General features: G+C 71.6%; 25 protein-coding genes and 1 riboswitch. Of the genes, 10 read left to right on the top strand and 15 right to left on the bottom strand.

What is annotated here, in order from left to right; translation table 11 throughout:
- Positions 1-14: 14 nt before the first annotated feature.
- Positions 15-1,142 (top strand): 8-amino-7-oxononanoate synthase, encoded by a 1,128-nt coding sequence (locus AB0L75_RS11300; RefSeq protein ID WP_365178670.1) that lies wholly within the window; start codon positions 15-17, stop codon positions 1,140-1,142.
- Between the two features lie 56 nt (positions 1,143-1,198).
- On the opposite strand, the gene AB0L75_RS11295 is transcribed toward AB0L75_RS11300, so the two are convergent.
- Entirely contained in the window at positions 1,199-1,420 is a 222-nt protein-coding gene (locus AB0L75_RS11295; RefSeq protein WP_365178667.1) for a DUF397 domain-containing protein, read from the bottom strand.
- Between the two features lie 9 nt (positions 1,421-1,429).
- Positions 1,430-2,290: a helix-turn-helix transcriptional regulator gene (locus tag AB0L75_RS11290; protein ID WP_365178664.1), complete on the bottom strand. Its 861-nt coding sequence runs from the start codon at positions 2,288-2,290 to the stop codon at positions 1,430-1,432.
- A gap of 212 nt (positions 2,291-2,502) precedes the next feature.
- Between AB0L75_RS11290 and AB0L75_RS11285 the strand changes: the two genes are divergently transcribed.
- On the top strand, positions 2,503-2,997 hold the full coding sequence (locus tag AB0L75_RS11285) for an ATP-binding protein (RefSeq protein ID WP_365178661.1): 495 nt from the start codon (positions 2,503-2,505) through the stop codon (positions 2,995-2,997).
- Here AB0L75_RS11285 and AB0L75_RS11280 read toward each other — a convergent pair.
- The 4 genes from AB0L75_RS11280 to AB0L75_RS11265 form a co-directional block, all read right to left on the bottom strand.
- Positions 2,994-3,215, bottom strand: a complete 222-nt coding sequence (locus AB0L75_RS11280; protein WP_365178658.1) for a hypothetical protein — start codon at positions 3,213-3,215, stop codon at positions 2,994-2,996. The genes AB0L75_RS11285 and AB0L75_RS11280 overlap by 4 nt on opposite strands.
- Positions 3,216-3,518: 303 nt before the next feature.
- Positions 3,519-3,992 carry a C40 family peptidase gene (locus AB0L75_RS11275; RefSeq protein ID WP_365178656.1) on the bottom strand — a complete coding sequence of 158 codons (474 nt, stop codon included), beginning with the start codon at positions 3,990-3,992 and terminating at the stop codon, positions 3,519-3,521.
- Positions 3,993-3,995: 3 nt separating this feature from the next.
- Positions 3,996-4,214: riboswitch (cyclic di-AMP (ydaO/yuaA leader) on the bottom strand.
- 354 nt (positions 4,215-4,568) lie between these two features.
- Complete coding sequence (locus tag AB0L75_RS11270) at positions 4,569-4,874, bottom strand: hypothetical protein (protein ID WP_365178653.1); 306 nt, start codon at positions 4,872-4,874, stop codon at positions 4,569-4,571.
- Between the two features lie 7 nt (positions 4,875-4,881).
- Positions 4,882-5,517, bottom strand: a complete 636-nt coding sequence (locus AB0L75_RS11265; RefSeq protein WP_365178651.1) for an ATP-dependent Clp protease proteolytic subunit — start codon at positions 5,515-5,517, stop codon at positions 4,882-4,884.
- A gap of 86 nt (positions 5,518-5,603) precedes the next feature.
- Between AB0L75_RS11265 and AB0L75_RS11260 the strand changes: the two genes are divergently transcribed.
- From AB0L75_RS11260 to AB0L75_RS11225, 8 genes are all read left to right on the top strand, one after another.
- A complete protein-coding gene (locus AB0L75_RS11260) occupies positions 5,604-5,882 on the top strand; it encodes a type II toxin-antitoxin system Phd/YefM family antitoxin (RefSeq protein WP_365178648.1) in 279 nt (92 codons plus the stop codon).
- Positions 5,883-6,108: 226 nt separating this feature from the next.
- The gene (locus tag AB0L75_RS11255) at positions 6,109-6,411 is read left to right on the top strand and encodes an urease subunit gamma (protein WP_031160134.1); all 303 of its coding nucleotides are present in this window, start codon (positions 6,109-6,111) and stop codon (positions 6,409-6,411) included.
- An 11-nt stretch (positions 6,412-6,422) separates the two neighbouring features.
- Entirely contained in the window at positions 6,423-6,734 is a 312-nt protein-coding gene (locus AB0L75_RS11250; protein ID WP_365178644.1) for an urease subunit beta, read from the top strand.
- Positions 6,727-8,448 (top strand): urease subunit alpha, encoded by a 1,722-nt coding sequence (locus AB0L75_RS11245; protein WP_365178641.1) that lies wholly within the window; start codon positions 6,727-6,729, stop codon positions 8,446-8,448. Before AB0L75_RS11250 ends, AB0L75_RS11245 begins: the two co-directional genes overlap by 8 nt.
- Positions 8,449-8,458: 10 nt before the next feature.
- Positions 8,459-9,133 (top strand): urease accessory UreF family protein, encoded by a 675-nt coding sequence (locus tag AB0L75_RS11240; protein WP_365178924.1) that lies wholly within the window; start codon positions 8,459-8,461, stop codon positions 9,131-9,133.
- 106 nt (positions 9,134-9,239) lie between these two features.
- Positions 9,240-9,917, top strand: coding sequence for an urease accessory protein UreG (gene ureG, locus AB0L75_RS11235; protein ID WP_365178639.1), 678 nt, complete (start codon positions 9,240-9,242; stop codon positions 9,915-9,917).
- Positions 9,914-10,672, top strand: a complete 759-nt coding sequence (locus tag AB0L75_RS11230) for an urease accessory protein UreD (RefSeq protein ID WP_365178637.1) — start codon at positions 9,914-9,916, stop codon at positions 10,670-10,672. The genes ureG and AB0L75_RS11230 overlap by 4 nt, the downstream gene beginning before the upstream one ends.
- Positions 10,673-10,925: 253 nt before the next feature.
- Entirely contained in the window at positions 10,926-12,494 is a 1,569-nt protein-coding gene (locus AB0L75_RS11225) for an alpha/beta hydrolase (protein WP_365178921.1), read from the top strand.
- Between the two features lie 51 nt (positions 12,495-12,545).
- Here the strand turns inward: AB0L75_RS11225 and AB0L75_RS11220 are convergent, their stop codons facing one another.
- The 9 genes from AB0L75_RS11220 to AB0L75_RS11180 all read right to left on the bottom strand — a co-directional run bounded on the left by AB0L75_RS11220 (position 12,546) and on the right by AB0L75_RS11180 (position 22,335).
- Positions 12,546-13,559, bottom strand: coding sequence for an NAD-dependent epimerase/dehydratase family protein (locus tag AB0L75_RS11220; RefSeq protein ID WP_365178918.1), 1,014 nt, complete (start codon positions 13,557-13,559; stop codon positions 12,546-12,548).
- Positions 13,560-13,647: 88 nt separating this feature from the next.
- The gene (locus tag AB0L75_RS11215; RefSeq protein WP_365178634.1) at positions 13,648-14,373 is read right to left on the bottom strand and encodes a lysophospholipid acyltransferase family protein; all 726 of its coding nucleotides are present in this window, start codon (positions 14,371-14,373) and stop codon (positions 13,648-13,650) included.
- Positions 14,374-14,515: 142 nt separating this feature from the next.
- Positions 14,516-15,745: a SpoIIE family protein phosphatase gene (locus AB0L75_RS11210; protein WP_365178631.1), complete on the bottom strand. Its 1,230-nt coding sequence runs from the start codon at positions 15,743-15,745 to the stop codon at positions 14,516-14,518.
- 69 nt (positions 15,746-15,814) lie between these two features.
- Positions 15,815-18,265, bottom strand: coding sequence for a SpoIIE family protein phosphatase (locus AB0L75_RS11205; protein WP_365178628.1), 2,451 nt, complete (start codon positions 18,263-18,265; stop codon positions 15,815-15,817).
- Between the two features lie 130 nt (positions 18,266-18,395).
- Complete coding sequence (gene rocD, locus AB0L75_RS11200) at positions 18,396-19,616, bottom strand: ornithine--oxo-acid transaminase (protein WP_365178625.1); 1,221 nt, start codon at positions 19,614-19,616, stop codon at positions 18,396-18,398.
- Entirely contained in the window at positions 19,616-20,425 is an 810-nt protein-coding gene (gene ddaH, locus AB0L75_RS11195) for a dimethylargininase (RefSeq protein ID WP_365178622.1), read from the bottom strand. The genes rocD and ddaH overlap by 1 nt, the downstream gene beginning before the upstream one ends.
- 153 nt (positions 20,426-20,578) lie before the next feature.
- Positions 20,579-21,064 (bottom strand): Lrp/AsnC family transcriptional regulator, encoded by a 486-nt coding sequence (locus AB0L75_RS11190; protein WP_365178619.1) that lies wholly within the window; start codon positions 21,062-21,064, stop codon positions 20,579-20,581.
- Between the two features lie 37 nt (positions 21,065-21,101).
- Positions 21,102-21,281: a hypothetical protein gene (locus tag AB0L75_RS11185; protein ID WP_365178616.1), complete on the bottom strand. Its 180-nt coding sequence runs from the start codon at positions 21,279-21,281 to the stop codon at positions 21,102-21,104.
- Between the two features lie 103 nt (positions 21,282-21,384).
- Positions 21,385-22,335 (bottom strand): cytochrome c oxidase assembly protein, encoded by a 951-nt coding sequence (locus AB0L75_RS11180; protein ID WP_365178614.1) that lies wholly within the window; start codon positions 22,333-22,335, stop codon positions 21,385-21,387.
- Positions 22,336-22,432 lie beyond the last annotated feature (97 nt).

Genomic DNA, 22,432 nt, shown 5'->3' with positions numbered 1-22,432 from the left:
GCCCCGGAGGACCCATGGCGTTCGGCTGGATCGACGAGCAGGCCGAGGCGCGCCGCCGCGCCGGACTCGTACGGACCCTGCGCCCGCGCCCCGCCGACTCGCCGCTGCTGGACCTGGCGAGCAACGACTACCTGGGCCTCGCCCACCACCCCGAGGTCACCGAGGGGGCCGCCCGGGCCGCCCGGCTGTGGGGCGGCGGCTCCACCGGTTCCCGGCTGGTCACCGGCACCACCGAGCTGCACACTGAGCTGGAGCGCGAACTGGCCGCCTTCTGCGGTTTCGAGGCGGCGCTGGTCTTCTCCTCCGGTTACGCCGCCAACCTGGCCGCGGTCACGGCGCTCGCGCCGCACGGTTCGCTGATCGTCTCCGACGCCGGAAACCACGCCTCGCTCATCGACGGCTGCCGGCTCGCCCGGGGCGAGCGGCAGATCGTCGGGCACGCCGACCCGGAGGCGGTGCGCAAGGCCCTGGCCACGCACCAGGGGCCGGCGATCGTCGTCTCCGACACCGTGTTCTCGGTCGACGGCGACCGGGCCCCGCTGGCCGAGCTGGCCGAGGCATGCCGGGAGCACGGCGCGGGGCTGGTCGTGGACGACGCGCACGGGCTCGGCGTGCTGGGCGACGGCGGCCGGGGCACGCCGTACGCGGCCGGTCTCGCGGGTGCCGCGGACGTGGTGGTCACGGCCACCCTGTCCAAGTCGCTGGGCAGTCAGGGCGGAGTGGTGCTCGGCCCGGCGCGGGTGATCGACCATCTGGTCAACGCGGCCCGGACCTTCATCTTCGACACGGGCCTGGCCCCGGCGGCGGCCGGGGCCGCGCTCGCGGCACTGCGGCTGCTGGTCCGCGAGCCGGAGCGCGCGGCGCGCGCCCGCGCGGTGGCCGCGGAGCTGCACGCACGGCTGACCGCCGCGGGTCTGGAGGCGGTGCGTCCGGACGCCGCGGTGGTCTCCGTGCGGGCTCCGTCCCCGGAGCAGGCGGTGCAGTGGGCGGCCGACTGCCGTACGGCAGGACTGGCCGTGGGCTGCTTCCGTCCTCCTTCCGTGCCCGACGGCATCTCACGGCTGCGGCTGACCGCCCGGGCGGACCTGTCCGGGGCGGAGATCGAACGCGCTGTACGGGTGATCGGCGAGACGCGACCATGAGTCGGCGTGACACGGCCGTGCTTCGCGCCGGAGTGATTACGTGTGATCGGTTCTGATCACAGGGCGGTGAGGAAACCGGCCCAGCTCTGGGTGGAGAAGAGCAGCGCGGGGCCGGCCGGGCTCTTGGAGTCGCGCACGGCGAGCGCTCCGGCCCCGGGGCCGGAGCGCGGCCGGGCCGTCTCCACGCAGTTGTTGGCTCCTGTGCTGTAGCTGCTGCGCAGCCAGTGCACGTCGTGCAGATCGGTACTGGCAGGGACGTTCTGAGGCAGTGCTGACATGGTGCCTCCTTACGCGCCGTCACCTATCCCGGCGATGTAATCCAACGATTCCTCGGGTGAAAGGGCGTGCATCCGAAGGGTGTCGAAGGCCTCCGAGTAGGCCATGAGGTCTTCTTTCCGCTCCAGGTAGAGGCTACTCGTCAGCTGGTCGAGAACAACAACGTCCAGATCAGAAGTGCTCGGAAATGAGAAGATAACGAAAGGTCCGGTGAGGCCGACATGCGCTCCCGCGCCGAACGGCAGTACCTGGAGCCGGACTTGGGGCAGCAGGGCCGCCTCTGTCAGCCGCTCCAGCTGCCGGGCCATCACCCCGGCGCCGCCGATCTCGCGCCGCAGCACCGCCTCGTCCAGCACCGCGCACAGCTTCAGCGGCCGTTCGGTACGGAGCACGTCCTGCCGGGCCAGCCGCACCTCCACCAGCGCGTCGAGGTCCTCGTCGTCCAGGTCCTTCACGGCCGCCCGGGTCACCGCGCGGGCGTACTCGGGTGTCTGCAGCAGGCCGGGTACGACCGTGGTCTCCAGGGTGCGCATCGCACTCGCCTGCGACTCCAGGCTGATGAAATCCCGGTAGGCGGGCGGCAGCACCCCGCGGTAGGCGTGCCACCAGCGGTGCCGGTCGCCCGCGCCCTCGGAGCCCGCCAGCATCAGCAGCAACTCGCGCAGCCGCCCGTCCCGCACCCCGTAGGCGTCCAGCAGTAACCGTACGTCAGCTGGTTTCGCGCCGCTGGCGCCCGTCTCGATACGGCTGACCTTCGACTGGTGCCAGCCGACCAGCCGGGCCGCCTCACCGCTCGTGAGCCCAGCACCGGTACGCAGCGTGCGCAGTTCGGCGCCCAGTTTGCGGCGCCGCACCGCCGGCCCGTTCTGCATGGGCTCCTCCTTACTCCTTCAGGGCCGCCCAAATACGGTCTCGCGTCGTAGAGTTCACCGCTTCGGGCGACAGATATATGCATATGTTGGTGGATCGCTCCCCGTGACGGCCCCGTGGTGGCAGGCTGACGAGCAAGCACCAGTCCGGGACCGTACTCGAACCATCCGCTCCATGTCGGACCGCGGTCCCGTGGGAAAAGGACGGCGTCGCCATGGCAGACCATCTGGAAGCATCCGTCACTCTGCCGAGCGATCCAGCCTCGGTGTCCGCTGCCCGCTCCTATGTCGTGGGCACGCTCGTGGAGTGGGGCCTGCCGGCGGACACCGACGTGGCCGACACCGTGCGGCTCATCGTGTCCGAACTCGCCACGAACGCCGTACAGCACACCTTCGGCCAGTCACCCACCTTCACGGTCGACATCGCGCTGGAGCGTGACGAACATCTGCGCATCGGTGTCACGGACAGTCATCCGCGCTTTCCGAAGAGACTGCCTGCAGCCGTCCAGCAGGACAACGGCCGCGGCATGGTCATCATCCGCTTCCTCACCGCCGAATGCGGCGGCAGACTCCGCGTCCGTCCCACCCGCGAGGGCGGCAAGACGGTCTCCATCGAACTGCCTTGGACCCTCCCGACGGAGCCGGTGCCGGCAGTGCCCCAAAGGGCAGCGCCCGACCACGACGGCACCACGGACGAGCGACGCCACTAGCGCCCGTCCGGCCGCACAGGGGGGCCGCCGGTCAGGCCGAGGCGGCCTGCGCTGACGAGTGCGCACAGCATGGCGTATCCGGGCGTCGGTACCGGCAACGCCGGGGTGGCGCCCGCCTCGGCGAGCAGCAGGGCTTCGGTCGCGCGGCGGGCCGGATGGCGCGGTGCCATGCCGATCAGCAGCTGCCCGGCCCACGGGCGGCAGCCGCGAGGAGGCACCGCTCAGCGCATGCCCCGGCGCGGTCATCAGCACCGGTTCGTCCACCGGCACCGGCTCCGGACACACCGACGACGGCACGGGCCCGCTCCAGTTCGTCGAGCGCCCTTCCTCACCGGACCAGACGCCGTGCCGGGCGCCGGCTTCGCCGCGGTCGTACGCAACGCGCCGATCTCGTGCCGCGCGCCGATCTCGTGCCGCGCGCCAGCCCCGGGCCGCCCGTGGGCTTCAGGCGGGTACCGGGGTGGCGTTGACGGTGCTGGGAGCGGCCCTGCTGCTGGAGCCGCTCCCGGCCTGACGAAGGGTCAGCTGACCCGGCCGTACCAGACGCTCTTGGTCCAGATCTTCTGCAGCCGCACCACGTCCCCGGTCCTAGGTGCGTGCCAGATCTGCCCGTGACCGGCGTAGATGCCGACGTGGTAGACGTACGAACCCGAGTGGAAGAACACCAGGTCACCGGCCTGACGGCTGCCGGCTGAGATGTGGTGTGTCTTGTTGTACTGCTGGGCTGCGGTACGCGGCAGGGTCTTGCCCGCCTTCTTGAACGAGTAGAGCGTCAGCCCCGAGCAGTCGAACCTGCGCGGCCCGGTGGCCCCGTACTGGTACGGGGCACCCTTTTTGGAGGCCGCGACCTGCAGTGCTTTCGTCGCGAGGGTGGCGGCCGAGGCGTCGGTGGCGAGGCCTGGGACCGCGATCGAGCCGCCGACGGCGGCGAGGGTGAGGGCCGAGGCCGTGCCGGCCCGGGCCATGAGCGACGGGACACGATTGAGCGCAGTCATGCGCAACCCTTCGTCAGCCGCCTGTGAAGGATGACCTGTCGGATTCGGGCTGGCGAAGTTGCCCGGCCGCGTTGCCACGGCTTCACCCCAAGGGCTGCTCGGAACCTCGGCCCGTCTGCGCAGTACAGACGAACTTCCGTGCCGGCGACCCGTATTGCTTGGGTCCTCCACTCCTGCCGATCCACTCCTGTCGACCGGTCATCCAGGCGGCGGCAGGACTCGGCGTCCGCCCGGACCGCCCCGCCGCGGTGGCGGGGGCTTGTCGTCAGACAGGGATCTTCACCCACATCAGTCTGAAAATCCCAACGGAATCGTGGATTTGTGGTGTTACTCACCACTCACCCGTCCGGGTGGACAGTGCGATGTTCGAGACGTCGTCAGATCTCGGTCGTAGCCCCGGACCTGGGACGAAGCGTTCCGTTCCGAGCCTGGAACCCGCGCGGTGCGCAAGTCGGCAGGCCCGGAAAGCGGCCTGGATATCCCCCGGTCGGCGGTGCCCCGTTCGGAGCGTTTCGTGTCCGATCCGGGCGGTGCGCGTCGACAATATGATCATGTCCAGCCGGTCGGGTGTCCGGATCAGTGGACGCCGTCGGGCGGGAGCGCGACGCGCGCGGTACGACGTTCACCGTCCAGGACCCGCAAGGCCCGTGCCAGCGTGTCGCCGTGCAGCTCCGTCTCGCCCCGCTGATGCATCAACGCGAGGGCGTCACGCAGCTCTGCGGCCTTGCGCACCAGGGCCTGGGCCGCACGCAGAGCGCGATAGGTGTCCCCGCCGTGCGCCGGATTGGCGCGGCCCAGCAGGTCTGCCGCCTCCAGGTAACGGTCGATCAGATCGCCCTCGGCGCACGTCAGTGCGGGCAGCGGCGGCAGGTACGGCAGCATCGGCGGCTCACCTCGCCTGCGGTGCGCCGGGCATGCTCCGGCGGCTGGGCACGATGCCGTCCACCAGGCCGTAGGGCACCGCCGCGGGGGCGTCCAGGACCAGGTCCCGATCCAGATCCCGGTGTACCTGCTCGGCCGTGCGCCCGGTGTGCCGGATCAGCATCTCCTCGGTCAGCGCGCGCGTCCGGGCCAGCTCCTCGGCCTCGATGAGCAGGTCGCTGGGCTGGCCCTGCACCGGCTCGGCGAGCCGGGGTTGCGCGATCACCATGCGTGCGCCGGGCAGGGCGAACCGCTTGCCCGGTGTGCCGGCCGCGAGCAGCAGTGCGGCCTGGGACGCGGCCTGGCCCAGGCAGTAGGTGGCCACATCGCAACTGACGTAGCGCATCGTGTCGTAGACGGCCGTCAGGGCGCTGAACGTGCCGCCCGGGGAGTTCACATACAGCGTGATGTCCCGCTCCGGGGCCGCGTGTTCCAGGTACATGAACTGGGCCATCACGTCGTTCGCGGCCACGTCGTCGAGCGCGGTCCCGAGGAAGACGATCCGGTCCTCGAAGAGCTTGCCGTAGGGATCGAGCGTGCGCGCCCCGCTGCTGGTGCGCTCGGTGAACTCGGGCAGGACATGACGGGCAAAGGCTCGGGACATGGGACACCCCTTCTCGTCGCACGGCCTCCGATGGGCTCGGCTTCTGTAAAAAATGTACAGGACGTACGTGACGTTAGAATGGGGTCATGGCCTACGAGATTCCGGTGACGCAAGCGAGGGCTGAGCTAGCCGACCTGATCAACCGGGTGGTGTACGGCGGTGAGCGCGTCGTCGTGACACGGCATGGGAAGCCGCTGGTCGCGCTGGTCTCGGCCGCCGATCTGGAGCGGCTGGACGCGCTGGAGGAGCAGGCCGAGGAGCAGGTGATCAGCTCGGTCTCGGGGGTCCGCGAGGCCGGTTCCGCCGCGCGCGAACAGCAGCGGTTCGGGATCGCCGCCGAGCATCGGGGCCCCGGCGTGTCCTGACCCGAGCGGGTATCGGGGATCCCATTACACGGTCATTGCCGGATCAAGGTCTGGTTTAACGTCGATGAAACTCCGGCGAACTAACCTGCCGATCCACGCCATCAGGGGTTTTTCTGCCCGGATTGAAGACAATCCAGGGTTTTGTCTGTGTGTTACACCTATCCCGTCGTGATGGCTGCGGCAGCCGGACCCCGCACGGTCCGGAGCAAGGACTGTGAGGTGGGACGTGCAACTGACCCCGCACGAGCAGGAGAGACTGCTCATTCATGTGGCGGCCGACGTCGCCGAGAAGCGCCGGGCCCGCGGGCTCAGGCTCAACCACCCGGAAGCGGTCGCCCTCATCACGTCGCACATCCTCGAAGGCGCCCGTGACGGCCGTACGGTCGCCGAGCTGATGTCCTCCGGTCGCAAGCTCCTCAGCAGGGACGACGTCATGGACGGGGTCCCGGAGATGATCCACGACGTCCAGGTCGAGGCCACCTTCCCGGACGGCACCAAGCTCGTCACCGTCCACGAGCCGATCATCTGAAGGGGGCCGCGATGATTCCCGGAGAGATCCTGTTCGCGGACGACCCCGTCCACATCAACGAGGGCCGCGAGGTCACCCGTCTGACGGTCCTCAACGCCGCCGACCGGCCGGTCCAGGTCGGCTCCCACTACCACTTCGCCGAGGCCAACCCCGGCCTGCGGTTCGACCGTGCCGCGGCCCGCGGCAAGCGGCTGAACGTCGCCGCCGGCACCGCCGTACGCTTCGAGCCCGGCATCCCCGTCGAGGTCGAACTCGTCCCCCTCGCCGGCGCCCGGATCGTGCCCGGGCTGCGCGGCGAGACCGGAGGTGCCGTCGATGCCTGAGATCTCCCGCGGCGCCTATGCCGACCTGTTCGGTCCCACCACCGGTGACCGCATCCGGCTCGCCGACACCGACCTGCTGATCGAGATCGAGGAGGACCGCTCCGGCGGACCCGGTGCCTCCGGGGACGAGGCGGTCTTCGGCGGCGGCAAGGTCATCCGCGAGTCCATGGGCCAGTCCCGCGCCACCCGCGCCGACGGCACCCCCGACACCGTGATCACCGGGGTCGTCGTCATCGACCACTGGGGTGTCGTCAAGGCCGACGTCGGCATCCGCGACGGCCGGATCACCGCGCTCGGCAAGGCCGGCAACCCCGACACCATGGACGGCGTCCACCCCGACCTGGTCATCGGCCCGGAAACCGAGATCATCGCGGGCAACGGACGGATCCTCACCGCCGGCGCCATCGACGCGCACGTCCACTTCATCTGCCCGCAGATCGCCGACGAGGCGCTGGCCTCCGGCATCACCACCCTGGTCGGCGGCGGCACCGGCCCCGCCGAGGGCTCCAAGGCGACCACCGTCACGCCCGGCCCCTGGCATCTCGCCCGGATGTTCGAGGCGATGGAGGCCTACCCGGTCAACGTCGGTCTTCTCGGCAAGGGCAACACCGTCTCCCAGGAGGCGATGCTCTCCCAGATCCGCGGCGGCGCCGCCGGCCTGAAGCTGCACGAGGACTGGGGCTCCACCCCGGCCGTCATCGACGCCGCGCTCACCGTCGCCGACCGCACCGGCATCCAGGTCGCCATCCACACCGACACCCTCAACGAGGCCGGCTTCGTCGCCGACACCCTCGCCGCGATCGCGGGCCGGGGCATCCACTCGTACCACACCGAAGGCGCCGGCGGCGGGCACGCGCCGGACATCATGACCGTGGTCTCGCAGCCCAACGTGCTGCCCAGCTCCACCAACCCGACCCGGCCGTTCACCGTCAACACCGCCGAGGAACACCTCGACATGCTGATGGTGTGCCACCATCTCAACCCGTCGGTCCCGGAGGACCTGGCGTTCGCCGAGTCCCGGATCCGGCCCTCCACCATCGGCGCGGAGGACGTCCTCCACGACCTCGGCGCGATCTCGATCATCTCCTCCGACTCCCAGGCCATGGGACGCGTCGGCGAGGTGATCCTGCGCACCTGGCAGACGGCCCACGTCATGAAGCGCAGGCGCGGAGCGCTGCCCGGTGACGGGCGCGCGGACAACCACCGGGTACGGCGCTATGTCGCCAAGTACACGATCAACCCGGCGCTCGCCCAGGGCCTCGCCGCCGAGATCGGCTCCGTCGAGAGCGGCAAACTCGCCGACCTGGTGCTGTGGGAGCCGGCGTTCTTCGGTGTCAAGCCGCTCCTCGTGCTCAAGGGCGGCCAGATCGCCTACGCGCAGATGGGCGACGCCAACGCCTCCATCCCCACCCCGCAGCCGATCCTGCCCCGCCCGATGTACGGCGCGATCGGCCGGGCGCCGGCCGCCAACTCGGTCAACTTCGTCGCCGGGGCGGCGATCGAGGACGGGCTGCCGGAGCGGCTCGGGCTCGGCAAGCGGTTCGTGGCGATCGAGTCCACGCGGCAGGTCACCAAGGCCGACATGCGCGAGAACGACGCCCGGCCCGACGTCCGGATCGACCCCGACAGCTTCGCCGTGCACATCGACGGCGAACTCGTCGAGGCGACACCGGCCGCCGAACTGCCCATGGCCCAGCGCTACTTCCTCTTCTGATGGCGGCGTGATGTCACGGGCAGCACTACTCGTCCTGGCCGACGGCCGCTTCCCCGCCGGAGGGCACGCGCACTCCGGCGGGGCGGAGGCCGCCGTCAAGGCGGGGCGCATCAGCTCCGCCGCGAACCTGGAGGACTTCTGCCGGGGCCGGCTGCACACCGCCGGGCTGGTCGCGGGCGCGCTGGCGGCCGCCGCCGTACTCGGCGTGCGGCCCGGGGAGCTGGACGCGGCGGCGGACGCCCGTACGCCGTCGCCCGCCCTGCGCGCCGCCGCGCGCCGCCTTGGCCGGCAGCTGCTGCGGGCCGCCCGCGCGAGCTGGCCGTCGGCCGAACTCGACGCGCTGGCACGGGAGTTCCCCAAGGGTGCCCATCAGCCCGTCGTGCTCGGCATGGCCGCGCGGGCGGCCGGACTCGCCCCGCAGGACGCGGCCTACTGCGCGCTCTACGAGAGCATCAGCGGACCGGCCACGGCCACGGTACGGCTGCTGAGTCTGGACCCGTTCGACGCGACGGGGGTACTGGCCCGGCTGGCACCCGAGCTGGACCGCGTCGCGGACCGGGCCGTCGAGGCGGCGCGGAAGGCGGCCGCCGAGGGCGTCGACGCGCTGCCCGCCAGTTCGGCACCGCTGCTGGAGGTCATGGCGGAGGAACACGCCGCGTGGCCGGTGCGACTGTTCGCGTCATGACTGCGCCCACCCGCCGACCCGGATCGCCCGGCTCAAGGCCGACCGTGCTGGTCCACGCCCTCCCGAACACCTGATCCGGCCTCTCGCCCCCACAGGAGCCGTACCCATGCACCTCGACCACACCCACTTCGGCCCCGCCGCCGTCAGCGCCGACGCGCACCGGCCCGACGGCTCGCGGCGCGCCCTGCGCATCGGGCTCGGCGGGCCCGTGGGGTCCGGGAAGACCGCGACCGTCGCCGCGCTCTGCCGGGCCCTGCGCGACGAGCTGTCGCTCGCCGTCGTCACCAATGACATCTACACCCGTGAGGACGCCGAGTTCCTGCTCCGGGAGGCCGTGCTGCCGCCCGAGCGGATCACCGCCGTGGAGACGGGAGCCTGCCCGCACACCGCGATCCGCGACGACATCTCCGCCAACCTCGAAGCCGTCGAGGACCTGGAGGACGCGGTCGGCCCCCTGGACCTGATCCTCGTCGAGTCCGGCGGCGACAACCTCACCGCGACCTTCTCCAAGGGGCTCGTGGACGCGCAGGTCTTCGTCATCGACGTGGCCGGCGGCGACGACATCCCGCGCAAGGGCGGGCCCGGCGTCACCACGGCCGACCTGCTCGTCGTCAACAAGACCGACCTCGCGCCGCACGTCGGCTCCGACCTTGCCCGGATGGCCGCCGACGCCAAGGCGCAGCGGGCCGAACTCCCGGTGGTCTTCCAGTCGTTGCGTGGTGAGGCGGGTGTCACCGAGGTGGCCCGCTGGGTGCGCGAACGGCTCGTCGCGTGGACGGCGTGACCGCCACCGGGGTCCGGGCGGACGCCCGGATCGTCGCCCGTGCCGACGGACGCGGCGGCACCGTGCTGCCCGTGCTGGACGGCGACGGCCCGCTGGCCCTGCGCCGCACCCGGGCCGTCGGCACCGAGGCGAAGGTCATGGTGGTCGGCGCGATGAGCGGCCCGCTCGGCGGCGACCGCTTCTCGCTCACCGCCTGCGTGGCGGAGGGTGCCCGGCTGCACATCGGCTCGGCCGCCGCCACCCTCGCCCTGCCGGGCCAGGCCAAGGGCGAGGCCCGCTACGACGTACGGCTCGACGTGGCCGACGGCGCCGAACTCAACTGGCTGCCCGAGCAGTTGATCTCGGCCCGCGGCAGCGACCTGTACGTCACCACGCGGGCCGAACTCGCCGCCGGCGCCCGGCTCGTACTGCGCGAGGAGCAGGTCCTCGGGCGGGCCGGGGAGGAACCCGGACGGCTCACCAGCCGGCTGACCGTGCGGGTCGCGGGCCGGGCGGTGCTGGACCAGGAACTGGCCTGCGGCCCCGGCGCACCGGGCGGCTGGGACGGCCCCGCCGTGCTCGCCGGACACCGGGCGGTGGGCCAACTGGTCGTCGTACGGCCCGAGTTCGCCGAGCAGCCGCCCGAGGGGCGGGTGCTGGGGGGCTGCGCCGCGCTGGTGCCGCTCGCCGGGCCCGCCGTCCTCGTCAGCGCGGTGGCCCCGGACGCACTGCGCCTGCGACGCCTGCTGGACGAGGCACTCACCTCGCTCGGCTAGGGCGTGGCCGGGAGCATGTGCGGTCCGCCGCTGAAGTCGTCCAGCGCGGACTCATTCTCGGCCATCCCCGTGGCGGTGCCCGCGTCGCTCCGCCCAACTGGACATGATCGTCCGGTTATCGGATTGGTAAAGATGGGCGGCTACCCCTGTTCCCAGGCCGCTCACAGCCGAGAGGATCCCCGCCTGACCACTCGCAGCGATCCTGATGTAGGGGGAGGGCCACTTGAGGGAGAACAGACCGAAGAGCCGTCTGATGGCGCTCGGTTCGGCCGGAGCGCTCGTCACCGCAACCCTGGTCGCCGGTGCCGTCTCGGCGCCCGCGGCCAGCGCCGCCGGCGGGCCCGGCCCGGACCGGGAGGCCAAGGGCGCCGCGACAGCCGCCGCCCGCGCCGCCAAGGCCGGCATCGACTGGCAGGACTGTCCGGCCGACTGGGGGCTGGCCAAGCCCATCCAGTGCGGCTGGGTCAGCGTGCCCGTCGACTACGCCCACCCGTACGGCAAGCAGATCAAGCTCGCCGTCGACCGTATCGGCAACACGGGGACCAAGGAGGAGCGTCAGGGCTCGCTCGTCTACAACCCCGGCGGCCCCGGCGGTTCCGGGATGCGTTTCCCGAACCGGGTCATCAACAAGAACCCCGTCTGGGCGAACGTCGCCAAGGCCTATGACTTCGTCGGCTTCGACCCGCGCGGCGTCGGCCACTCCGCCCCGATCTCCTGCGTCGACCCGCAGGAGTTCGTCAAGGCACCGAAGATGGACCCGGTGCCGGACACCGAGGCGGACAAGACCGCGCAGCGCAAGCTGGCCCGCGCGTACGCGGACGGCTGCCTGGAGCGCACCGGCCCGGCGATGCTCCGGCAGATGACCACGCCGAACACCGCCCGCGACCTGGACGTCATCCGCGCGGCCCTGGGCGAGAAGAAGCTCAACTACCTCGGCGTCTCCTACGGCACCTACCTCGGAGCCGTCTACGGCACGCTCTTCCCGGGCCACCTGCGCCGCATGATCGTCGACAGCGTGGTCAACCCCGCCCGCGAGAACATCTGGTACCAGGCCAACCTGGGCCAGGACATAGCCTTCGAGGGCCGCTGGAAGGACTGGGAGGACTGGGTCGCCGCGAACGACGCCGCCTTCCACCTCGGCACCACCCGCGCCGCCGTCCAGGACAAGTGGCTCCAGCTGCGCGCCACCGCGAAGAAGAGCCCCATCGGCGGAGTCGTCGGCCCGGCCGAGCTGATCTCCTTCTTCCAGAACGCGCCGTACTACGACTCCTCCTGGGTGCCGACCGCCACGGTGTTCAGCAAGTATGTCGCCGGTGACACCAAGGCGCTGGTCGACGCGGCAGCCCCCAACCCGTCCAACACGGCCGGCAACATCTCCGCGGAGAACGGCAACGCCGTCTACACGGCCGTCGAGTGCACCGACGCCAAGTGGCCCACCAGCTGGCACAAGTGGGACCGGGACAACACCCGGCTCAACAAGGACTACCCGTTCATGACCTGGGCGAACGCCTGGATGAACCTGCCCTGCGCCACCTGGCCGGTCAAGCAGCAGAACCCGGTCGACGTGCAGACCCACAAGGGCCTGCCGCAAGTGCTGATCGTGCAGTCCACCCGGGACGCCGCCACCCCGTACGAGGGCGCCGTCGAACTGCACCAGCGCTTCCAGGGCTCCCGTCTGATCACCGAGAAGGACGCGGGCTCCCACGGAGTGACCGGCCTGGTCAACCCGTGCATCAACCAGCGCGTCGACGCCTACCTGATCGACGGCAAGCTGGACGGCGCGGACGTGACCTGCGGCCCGCACGCCACGCCCAAGCCGTAACCGGGACCATACGGTGACGAGGGGCGGCCGGACACTCCGGCCGCCCCTCGCTCATGCCGTGAACCAGGCGTCCTCGGCCGCGTAGTCGAACATCTCCGGATACACCCGGCCGAGGAACGGGAAACGCTCCCGCCAGTCCTGCCCGGCGGCCACCACCTCGGTCAGCCACGCGACCGTCTCCGGCAGGCTCTGCGCGTACGACACCACCGGTCGGTAGCCCAACTCCCGCTCCGCGGCGGACATGTCGGCGACGATCGGCAGCGACCCCGACCAGGGAGTCCGCCCGACCCCGCCCTCGGGCGGACCGTCCAGGAACGCCGTCTCCGTCTCCATGCCCATCACCGCGTCGACGGCCGCGCCGATCTCGGCCACCGTCGGCGCCTCGCCGTCACAGGCGTTCAGCACCCGGGCGCCCGGCCGGGCCGCCGCCGCCCGGATCAGCTCGGCGATGTTCCGGGCACTCGCCGTGTGGAACCGGCTCTCACCGCGGTACGCGAGCACCCGCCTGCGCCGCCCGTCCAGATTCCGCTTCACGAAGTACAGTTCACGGGGCATCGGACTGTACGGCCCGTGCACCGCGCCCGGCCGCACCACCGTGACCGGCAACGCGTCGGCCGCAGCGAGGAGTTCACGCTCCAGCGCCACCTTGCGGGTGCTGTACGACGCCTCGCCCGGAGCGACCGTCGGCTGCGTCTCGGGGATCGGCACCGGGTAGGCGGGAACGCCGTCCGGCTCGTTCTGCGTGTCGAAGTTCCGGCCCGAGCCGTCGTCGTACACGGCCACACTGGAGGCCACCACCGCCGAGCCGATCCGGTCCGCCAGGGACGTCAACTGCCGGGCGTGCGCGGCGTCGTAGGCGACGATGTCGACCACCAGGTCGCAGCCGTCGCCGACCAGCGCGGCCAGGGCCTTGTCGTCGGAGCGGTCCAGCCGGACCGTGCGTACCGCGTCGTCCCACCCCTCGTCCCGGCCGCCGCCCCGCGAGGCGGCCGTCACCTCCCAGCCGTCCCGCACCAGCGCGTCCACGGTCGGACGGCCGATCTGCCCGCTCGCTCCGATCACCACAGCTGTCTTCATACGGCGACCCTAGGCGACCGGACCGCCGGTGCCGCGGCGCCTTGGCCGACGGCAGAAGCACGCACCGGCCAAGGCGTCAACCGAGCGGCGCCCAGGGGAACCTGCGCTCCTTCGCACCCTTCTGCGCGGCCTGCCGTTCCTTGGCGACGGCCGCGTACTCGTCGACGTACTCCTGCTGGGACAGCATCAGGATCGCGTACATGATCTCGTCGGTGACGGCCCGCAGGATCGCCTTCTCCTGCTCCATGCCCGCATAGCGGGAGAAGTCGAGGGGCTTGCCGAAGCGGATGCTCACGGGGTGGATGTTCGGGACGACCTTCCCGGGCGGCTGGGCCTCGAACGTGCCGATCATCGCGCACGGCACGACCGGCACCCCCGCCTTCAGCGCCATCACGGCGACGCCGACCTTGCCCTTGTAGAGCCTGCCGTCGTGCGACCGGGTGCCCTCCGGGTAGATGCCGAGCAACTCGCCCCTGCCCAGCACCTTCAGGCCCTCACGGATCGCGGCCTGCCCCGCCTCCTTGCCCGAGCGGTCCACCGGGATCTGCCCGGCGCTGCGGAAGAAGAACGCGGTGAGCCGGCCCTTCAGCCCCGGGCCGGTGAAGTACTCGGCCTTCGCGAGGAAGGTGATCCGGCGCTTGAGCATCGCCGGCATCAGGAAGTGGTCGGAGAACGACAGATGGTTCCCGGCGACGATCGCGGGGCCGGAGGCGGGCACGTTCTCCAGGCCCTCGATCCGGGGCCGGAAGACCAGTCTCAGCAACGGGCCCAGCAGCACGTACTTGAGAACGTAATAGAACACGGCTCGCCCTTCACGTCGTCCAGGCCACCCCAGCGTGTGCCTGTCGTCATCTGTAACCGCAACGGGCCTCAGTCATGCCGCCTCGCAAGGGCGTTGGGGTGCCGCAGGGTCCTCGCGCCGGGCGGCCGGATCGTGCTCCAGGTCATAGCCGTACGATGACCAGCGCCGTGTCGTCGGTCGCGCCCCCGGGAGGGAGCAGCTCCAGCAGGACGGCGTCCGCGAGGCTCTCGGGGTCCTCCTCACGATGGCGGCCGAGGGAGTCGGCCAGCCGGGCCAGCCCGGCGTCGATGTCCTCACCGCGGCGCTCGATCAGACCGTCGGTGTAGAGGACGAGGGTGGCGCCCTCGTCGTACGTCGTGCTGGCCTCGGGCCGGGGGACCGGGTCGGGGCGGGCGTCCAGCGGCGGGTCGGTGGCCTGGTCGAGGAATTCCATGCGGCCGTCGGGACGGACGAGGACGGGCGGTGGATGCCCGGCGCTGCTGTACGTGATCGTGTGACGGTCGAAGTCGATGAACGTGGTGACGGCGGTGGCCGATTCGGCGCCGTCTACGACATGCGCGTACCGCCCCAGCACGTTCAGGGCCTCGCTCGGCCCCGCGGCGACCAGGGAGGCGGCGCTCAGCGCGCTGCGCAGCTGCCCCATGACCCCGGCGGCCTCCAGGCCGTGCCCGACCACATCACCCACGGCCACGCAGATGCGGTGGCCGCCCACCAGGTCGACGAGGTCGTACCAGTCCCCGCACACGTTCAGCGCGCCGACCGCCGGCCGGTAGCGCACCGCGGCGTGCTGATGGCCGACCTGCCGGCGGGCGGGCAGCATCGCCTTCTGCAGGGCGAGGGCCACCTCGCGCTCGCGGGCATGGGCCTGGCGCAGCCGCTCGTTCAGCTCCTGCAGTTCGCGGGCGCGCGTGTACAGCTCGGCCTCCAGGACGCGGGCCCGGCCGCCGGTGGGGCCGCCGCGGGCCCGGATCAGCTCCGTGACCTCCTCGACCCGGTGCACCAGCAGTACGACTTTCCCGTTCGCGTCGAACACCGGCGCGTTGACCGGGCTCCAGTAGCGCTCCTCCCACTCCCCGGGCCGCTCGGTGCTCTCGACGTCGTAGCGCTGCAGGGCCATGGCATCGCGCTCGCCGGTGGCCATGACCCGCGCCAGCGAGGCGGCCAGATTGCGCATGCCGGACGCACCGGAGTCGTTCGGGTTGTCCGGGAAGACGTCGAAGAGGTAGCGGCCCACCACCTGCTCGCGGGTGCGTCCGGCCAGCCGCAGGAACTCGTTGTTGGCGTCCGCGTAGACCAGGTCGGGCGTCAGCAGCGCCACCATGCCAGGCAGCGCCTGGAACACCCCCGCGTAGTCGACGGCCGTGTCGTTCATGGCTACCGCCCATCCGCCGGAATCACACCATTTTCCCATGTCATGCGTGGTATGTGGGCATTGCGTGGGTCAGGCCGGCGGATCCGTCAGGGACTGCTCCGCCCAGATGACCTTTCCCTTGGGGGCGAAGCGGGTTCCCCACCGCTGGGTGAGCTGGGAGACCAGCAGCAGTCCCCGGCCGCCCTCGTCCATGGCGCGCGGATGGCGCAGATGCGGTGCGGTGGCGGCGCCGTCGGACACCTCGCAGATCAAGGCCCGTTCCCGGATCAGCCGGAGCCGGATGGGGCCCTCCGCATGCCGGATGGCATTGGTGACCAGCTCGCTCACGACGAGTTCGGTGGTGAACGCCAGTTCCGCGAGGCCCCACTCGGTCAGCTGCCCGGAGACCAGCTTGCGGGCCTCGGCGACCACGGCCGGGTCGGCGGGCAGGTCCCAGTCGCCGACCTGCCCGGCGCCCAGCAGCCTGGTCCGGGCCATCAGCAGGGCCACGTCGTCATGCGGCCGGGCCGGGACCAGGGTGTCGATGACGGACCGGCAGCACGCGTCGAGCGAGGAGACGCGCCGCTCCAGGGCGCGGCACAGCCGGTCGCGGTCCATGCCGCCGGCCCCGCCCTCCCCGTGGGCCAGCAGCCCGTCGGTGTGGAGGGCCAGCGTGCTGCCCTCGGCGAGGGCCAGCTCGACCGCCTCGAAGGGCCGGCCGCCCGCCCCGAGCGGCGGCCCCTGCGGGAGGTCGACGAAGCCGACGACGCCGTCGGGCGCGACGACCGCGGGCGCGGGATGGCCCGCGGCGGCCATCGTGCACCGCCCGTCGACCGGGTCGTAGACGACGTACACACACCCGGAGCCCAGCGCCTGGGCGTCGGCGGCCTCCGGGGTCTCGGGCACGCCCTCCTCGTCGGCCGTCCGCGCCACCAGGTCGTCGAGGTGCGCGAGGACCTCCTCGGGCGGCAGATCGAGCGCCGCGAGGGTGCGTACGGCGGTGCGCAGCCGCCCCATGGCCGCGGCGGCGTCGATCCCGTGCCCCGGCACCTCGCCCACGACCAGGGCCACCCGGGCACCGGAGAGCGGGATGAGGTCGTACCAGTCGCCGCCGAGGCCGGTCAGCTCGTCGGCCGGCCGGTAGCAGGCGGCCACCTCCACCGCGTCCTGCTCGGGCAGCCGGTGCGGCAGCAGGCTGCGCTGCAGGACCAGGGCCGCGTCCCGCTCACGGGTGTAGCGGCGGGCGTTGTCCACGCAGACCTCCGCCCGGGACACCAGGTCCTCGGCGAGGCTCAGGTCGTCCTCGTCGAACGGTTCCTGACGGCGGCGCCGGAAGAAGGTGGTGACGCCCATCGTGACGCCCCGGGCCTGGAGGGGCACGATCATCACGCTGTGCAGGCCCAGCTCAAGGAAGGTCGCCTCCCGGCCGTGCGGGATGTCCGCGGCCCACGACACGGACAGCGGGTCCAGCCGCTCCTCGCGCCAGGACCGGCCCGTGGTCAGACAGCGGATCGGGGGCGATCCGGCGGGATAGGCGGCCACCTCGCCGATCTCGACCACGGCCTCCGGGACCCCGGGGTTCACCGACTGGTGTCCGGCCCGGCGCAGCGGCACCTGATCCGTGTCGCCCGGCGGCTCGGGCTCGGCACCGCGCAGCACGGACTCCAGCAGGTCCACGGCGACGAAGTCGGCGAAGCCCTGCACGGCCACGTCGGCCAGTTCCTGCGCGGTCCGCATGATGTCCAGGGTGCGTCCGATCTGCTCGCCGGCCCGGTCGAGCAGGGCCAGCCGCTGCCGGGCGCGGTGCCGCTCGGTGACGTCGACGACGGTGTAGTACACACCCATCGGGTGACCCAGGTCGTCCTCCAGACGGGTGAACGACATCATGTGCGCCGTCTCGCGGTGCGGCGCCGACCGTATCTGGCCCACGTGCTCGTACCCGACCACCGGCCGGCCGGTCTTCAGCACCCGCAGCATCTGCACCTCGATGTCCGCGGAGTCGATCCCCGGCTGGATCTCCGCCAGCCGCCGCCCGAGCCGCTCCCGCGGCGAGCCGCCGCCGTAGCCCTCCAGGGCCGCGTTCGACCAGACGCACCGCAGATCGGTGTCCACGATCGCGATGCCGACGGGGGAGTCGGCCACCATCCGCTCCAGGACCCCACGGCTCATGTCCCAGCCGCGCGCCCCGGACAGCTCGGACAGCAGCACCAGCCACCGCGGCGCCCCGCCGGGTTCGACCGTCGGAGTGATCCGCGCCATCAGCCGGACCGGCCGCCCGTCCTTGCGCCGCGCGGTCAGCAGCCCCGACCAGCCGCCGTCCCTGCGGCACCGCACGGCCAGCTCGGGCGCCCGCGCGGCGTCCTCGGAGGCGAGCAGGCCGGCCGCGCCGGTGCCCACCACCTCGGCGGCCGTGTACACAAGCAGCCGCTGGGCGTCGGGCGTCCAGCCCGTCACCATGCCCTGTCCGTCGAGCAGCAGGGGCGCGGCATCGGCCACGTCGAACCGCCGCCCGGCCAGGTCCTGCTCCTCGTGAGTGCTCACGGCCGACCTCTCTGTAGCTGAGAGTGCTCTACCCCCTCCTGGCTCAATCGTCACTCTTCGGGCATCGGGTGGGGGCGTACGGCCGAGCGGGGAGCGGCGCATCGCCGCTCCCCGCCGAGATCCACCGACGTCAGGAACCCAGCGCCTGCTCCAGCGCCGCCAGCGCCGAACGCAGCTCCTGGGCCGTGATGGTCAGCGGCGGCGCCAGCCGGACCGTGGAACCGTGGGTGTCCTTCACCAGGATCCCCTCCCGCATCAGCCGCTCGCTGATCTCACGGCCGGTGCCGATCGCCGGGTCGATGTCGACGCCCGCCCACAGCCCGCGCGCCCGGAAGCCGACCACACCCCTGCCGACCAGCTCGGTGAGCCCGTCCCGCAGGATCACGCCCAGCTGGGCCGCCTGCCGCTGGAACTCGCCGGTCTCCAGCAGCTCCACCACGGCCGTGCCGACCGCCGCGGCGAGCGGGTTGCCGCCGAACGTCGAGCCGTGCTCGCCCGGGTGCAGCACCCCCAGCACCTCGCGCCGGGCCACCACGGCCGACACCGGCACGATCCCGCCGCCGAGCGCCTTGCCGAGCAGCAGCACGTCCGGCACGACGTCCTCGTGCTCGACGGCGAGGGTGCGGCCGGTGCGGCCGAGACCCGACTGGATCTCGTCGGCGATGAACAGACAGCCCTTGCGGCGGGTCAGCTCCCGGACCCCGGCGAGATAGCCGTCCCTCGGGATGATCACGCCGGCCTCGCCCTGGACCGGCTCGATCAGCACGGCCGCCGTGGTCTCGTCGACGGCCTCCTCCAGCGCGGCCAGGTCGTCGTACGGCACGACCTTGAAGCCGGGCGTGAAGGGGCCGAAGCCCGCCCGGGCCGTCTCGTCCGTGGAGAAGCTGACGATCGTCGTCGTACGGCCGTGGAAGTTCTCCGCCGCGACCACGATCGTCGCCCGGTCGGCGGGGACGCCCTTCACGTCGTACGCCCACTTGCGGGCCACCTTGATGGCGCTCTCCACCGCCTCGGCGCCGGTGTTCATCGGCAGCACCATGTCCAGGCCGGTCAGCTCCGCGAGCCGCTCGGCGAACTCGGCGAGCCTGTCGTTGTGGAAGGCGCGGGAGGTCAGCGTCAGCTGGTCGAGCTGGCGGTGCGCGGCCTCGATCAGCGCCGGGTGCCGGTGGCCGAAGTTCAGGGCCGAATAGCCGGCGAGCATGTCGAGATAGCGGCGGCCCTCGACGTCCTCCACCCAGGTGCCCTCGGCGCGGGCCACCACCACCGGCAGCGGGTGGTAGTTGTGCGCGAGGACCGGCTCCTCCGCCCGGATCAGCTCGGCGGACGTACGCGTGCGCGCTGGTGCGGTCATCAGCGGATCTCCTGGGTGCAGCACTTGATGCCGCCGCCGGCCTTGTGGAACTCGGACAGGTCGACGGGGACGGGGACGTAACCGTGGCCGGCGAGGTTCTCGGCCAGCGCCTCGGCCTGCGGCGCGATGAAGACGTTGCGGCCGTCGGACACGGAGTTCAGGCCGAACGCCAGCGCGTCCTCGCGGGTGGCGAGCACCGCGTCCGGGTACAGCCGGCGCAGCACCTCGCGGCTGCCCGCCGAGAACGCCTCCGGGTAGTAGCAGATGTTGTCGTCGTCGAGGACGAACAGCGCCGTGTCCAGGTGGTAGAAGTACGGGTCCACCAGGGTCAGGCCGATCACCGGATGACCGAGGAACTCCTGAGCCTCCCGGTGCGCCTCCCGGGTGGTGCGGAACCCGGTGCCGGCGAGCACGTACCGGCCCGTCCACACCAGGTCGCCCTCGCCCTCGGTCACCGACTCGGGGCGGTACACGTCGTAGCCGGCCGCCTTGAACCAGGTGTCGAAGTGCACCGACTCCGGGCGCCGCTCGGGCGCGTGGAACAGCGAGCCGAAGACCCGGCCGCCGACCACGAACGCGGCGTTCGCGGCGAACACCATGTCCGGGAGGCCGGCCACCGGCTGGACCGAGTCGACGGAGTGGCCGTGGGCGCGGTAGGCGCGGATCAGTGTCTGCCACTGGTCCTGGGCGAGGTCCACGTCGACCGGCTTGTCGGGATGCATCCAGGGGTTGATCGCGTACTGCACCGCGAAGTGTCTGGGTTCACAGACGAGAAAGCGCCGAGGGCGCTGTACACGGCTTTCGGACACAGAGGGTTTCCTCCGCTTTGCTGTGTGTCACTGGGGATGACATCAACGGTAGAAAGCGAGGTGGACGCCCGACAAGAAACGAAAGCTGCGTAGATACGCAGCATCGCTGCGTTGTTCAAGGTGTTCGCGCACTGGTCCTGCGCATACTCCGCGTCATTCCGGCGCCACGTGGGTCGCACCGGCCTCCGGGCTCTCCGGGAGGAGGTGGGACAGCACCATCACGCTGATCGTCTTCCGGATGAACGGCTCGGTGCGGATCCGCTCCAGCACCTCCTCGAAGTGCTCCACGTCCCGTGCCCGCACATGCAGCAGCGCGTCCGCGCCACCGGTCACCGTCATGGCCGCCGTGATCTCCGGGTGGTTCCGGACGACCTCCGCGAGGCGCCGGGGCGGGGCCGCGCCCTCGCAGTACACCTCGACGTACGCCTCCGTGCGCCAGCCGAGCGCCGAGGGCTTCACCGTCGCCGTGAAGCCGGTGATCACCCCGGTCTCCCGCATCCGGTCCACCCTGCGTTTGACCGCCGTCGCGGACAGCCCGATGCCCGCGCCGATCTCGGCGAAGCTGGTCCGGGCGTTCGCCATCAGCGCCGTGACGATCTTGCGGTCGAGGTCGTCGAACGAGGAGGTCCTGCTGTTCATGCGGGCACTGTAATCAGCCACGCCCGCGTCAGGGGCACTAGGACTGGCTGACGACCATCGCGAGGGTCAGCAGTCCCAGCACGACCCAGCCGAACCACAGCCAGCCGTTGCTGCCGAGCGCGACGGTGTAGGCGGTCACGACGACGAGTCCGCCGACCGTGAGCGCCGCCATCGCCTTGGTGGAGCCATTCGTGGAACCGTTCGTGGAACCGGGCATCGCGACACCCTCCTCGTGGTCCGTCCACGACCATGGTGCCCCGGATCCCGCCCGGAGGGGACGGCTCCGCCAGGTCCTGGTGACCGCCAACCCCTGCGTGCGCTCAGCTCTCGCGGGCGTTCAGCGAGGCCAGGTAGGCGTTGTACGCCTCCAGTTCCTTGTCGCCGTCCCGGTCGGCGGCCCGGTCCTTGCGCTTGGCCTGCCGCTGCTCGGAGCCGTACCACTGGAACAGCAGCGCGATCAGCACCAGCACGGACGGGATCTCGCTGAACGCCCAGGCGATACCGCCGGCCGCGTTCTGGTCGGACAGCGCGTCGATGCCGAGCGAGGCCGGCGGGTGCTCGAAGGTGCTCACCATCGGCGTCGACGCCATCATCAGCGCGATACCGAAGAACGCGTGGAACGGCATGCCCGCGAACAGCTCCAGCATCCGCAGCAGATGCCCCGGCCGGTGCGGGCCCGGGTCGACGCCGATGATCGGCCAGAAGAACACCACGCCGACCGCGAGGAAGTGCACCATCATCCCGATGTGCCCGGCCCTGGAGCCCATCAGGAAGTCGAACATCGGGCTGAAGTACAGCGCGTACAGGCTCGCGATGAACAGCGGGATCGTGAACGCCGGGTGGGTGATGATCCGCATGTAGCGGCTGTGCAGCAGCGCCAGCAGCAGCTCGCGCGGGCCCTTGCGGCCCCGGCCGGCGGCCGACAGCGCCCGCAGCGCCAGGGTGACCGGCGCGCCGAGCAGGATCAGGATCGGCGACAGCATGCTGATGATCATGTGCTGCACCATGTGCACGCTGAACATCACCATGCCGTAGTCGTTCAGCTTGGTGCACATCACCAGGGCGACGGTCAGCACACCGACGACGTACGACACCGTCCGGCCGACGGGCCATGCGTCCCCGCGCCGCCGCAGCCGCAGCACACCCCAGCCGTACAGCCCGAGCCCGAGCAGGCAGGCGACGAGGAAGAACGGGTCAGCGGACCACTCCAGCCCCCGTCCCAGCGTGAACGGCGGCAGATCCATCATCATGCCGTGCCCGCTGTGGTCCATCCGGCGGCTCCTGATTCGTGGGGGTTGTACGAGTTGTCCGCCCCCCAGAGTAGAACCGCCCCCGGTCACGACCGTGACCGGGGGCGGGTTGTTCTCG

Source organism: Streptomyces sp. NPDC052101, from assembly GCF_040680235.1.
In the GTDB taxonomy this organism is placed as follows: Bacteria; Actinomycetota; Actinomycetes; order Streptomycetales; family Streptomycetaceae; genus Streptomyces.
Note: the sequence above shows the minus strand (reverse complement) of the source record. Positions and strands in the feature narration are given on the sequence as shown.